Origin of the sequence: Kitasatospora misakiensis, assembly GCF_042656005.1 — a bacterium.
Taxonomy (GTDB): domain Bacteria; phylum Actinomycetota; class Actinomycetes; order Streptomycetales; family Streptomycetaceae; genus Kitasatospora; species Kitasatospora misakiensis.
The window spans coordinates 1-1,226 of the sequence record NZ_JBHSOF010000134.1 but is presented as its reverse complement, the minus strand read 5'-3'; the positions used below and the strand labels follow the sequence as shown (position 1 = coordinate 1,226).

Here is a 1,226-nt window from a genome sequence, read left to right as displayed (position 1 = left end):
GCGAGAGGCAGCCAGGGTGGTGGTCGACTCGCGGAGTGGAGAGTCGGCCAGATCGACTTTTCGTTCCCTGATTGGCGACCACCTTCCCAGTCGCTGCCCCCTTTGCGGACAGCAAGGGGGCAGCGGAGACCCCTGCGTAGAAGGTCAGCCCCGTCGACTTCCTGCGTTCGACCCGCCCGGCCGCCCGTGGGGGAGCGGCCGGGCGGTGAGCGGGCCCTGCTCGGGAGATGGGAAGTCGGCCCCTCCGACTTCCTCTCCCAGTCTCGAACCCGATGCCGTCGGCCGGTGGTGCTTGCCAGGGCCTGTGGTGAAAGCTGATCGCCCGTCATACCTGTCTGGGAGGCTCTGGGCATGGAAATGACAATGCAGCTGACGGTCGACTGCTCCGACCCGCAGAGGATGGTGGCTTTCTGGGCCCTGGCTCTGGGCTATGTGCCCGAGCCCGCGCCGGACGGGCACGCCACGTGGCGCGCTTACTGGGAGGCGATGGGGGTGCCCGCGGAGGAGTTGCCGACCGGGGCCGGCGACATTCCGGAGTCGATCGTCGATCCGGCGGGTCGTGGACCGCGCGTGTGGTTCCAGCAGGTCCCGGAGCCGAAGACCGCCAAGAACCGGTGGCACTTCGACCTGAAGGTCGGTGGCGGCCGTGACGTCCCGCTGGACGTCCGCGCGCGGCGGGTCAGGGCCACGGTGGACCAGCTGGTCGAGGCCGGCGCCACCGTGCTGAAGATCAAGGATGAGCCGAACGCGGGGCTCTACGCCGCGGCCATGCAGGACCCCGAGGGCAACGAGTTCGACGTCGTCTGAGGACCGTCGCGACGGTGCTTGTCACGACAAGCACGGTCGCCTCGTAGCGCGTGGTGACAGCACGGTTTCTCGTGAGGCGGTTGATGGCGCTCGCGGTAGTCGGCTGGGTCGAAGCGCGGCGGCCGACCGTCTCGGGATCCGAGCTTCTCGCGGTTGCGTGCCTGGTCGGCCTTCTCCGGGATGGTGCAGCGGATCCTGCGGCGGCGCAGATAGGCGCCGACTTCCTACGTCCGACCCGCCCGGCGACCCGTGGGGGAACGGCCGGGAGGCGAGCGGGCCGCAGTTCGGGCGTGGGAAGTCGGCCGGTCCGACTTCCCACGCCCGGTGCGGCGGCCGGCACGTGGGGGCGGTTGGCCGTACGCCAGGAACTCCCGCATCAGTTCGGGCGAGTTGGCGGCCACGGCGGCGTCCTCCCGGCC

Annotated in this window: 1 protein-coding gene; it reads left to right on the top strand. The window is 70.5% G+C overall.

The features are described from left to right. The first annotated feature begins 351 nt into the window (after positions 1–351). Positions 352–807: a VOC family protein gene (locus ACFP3U_RS36890; RefSeq protein ID WP_380230152.1), complete on the top strand. Its 456-nt coding sequence runs from the start codon at positions 352–354 to the stop codon at positions 805–807. Positions 808–1,226 lie beyond the last annotated feature (419 nt).

What these genes read in the sequence shown, in the direction of transcription:
- ACFP3U_RS36890 (WP_380230152.1), top strand. Translation starts at nt 352, where the DNA reads ATGGAAATGACAATGCAGCTGACGGTCGACTGCTCCGACCCGCAGAGG.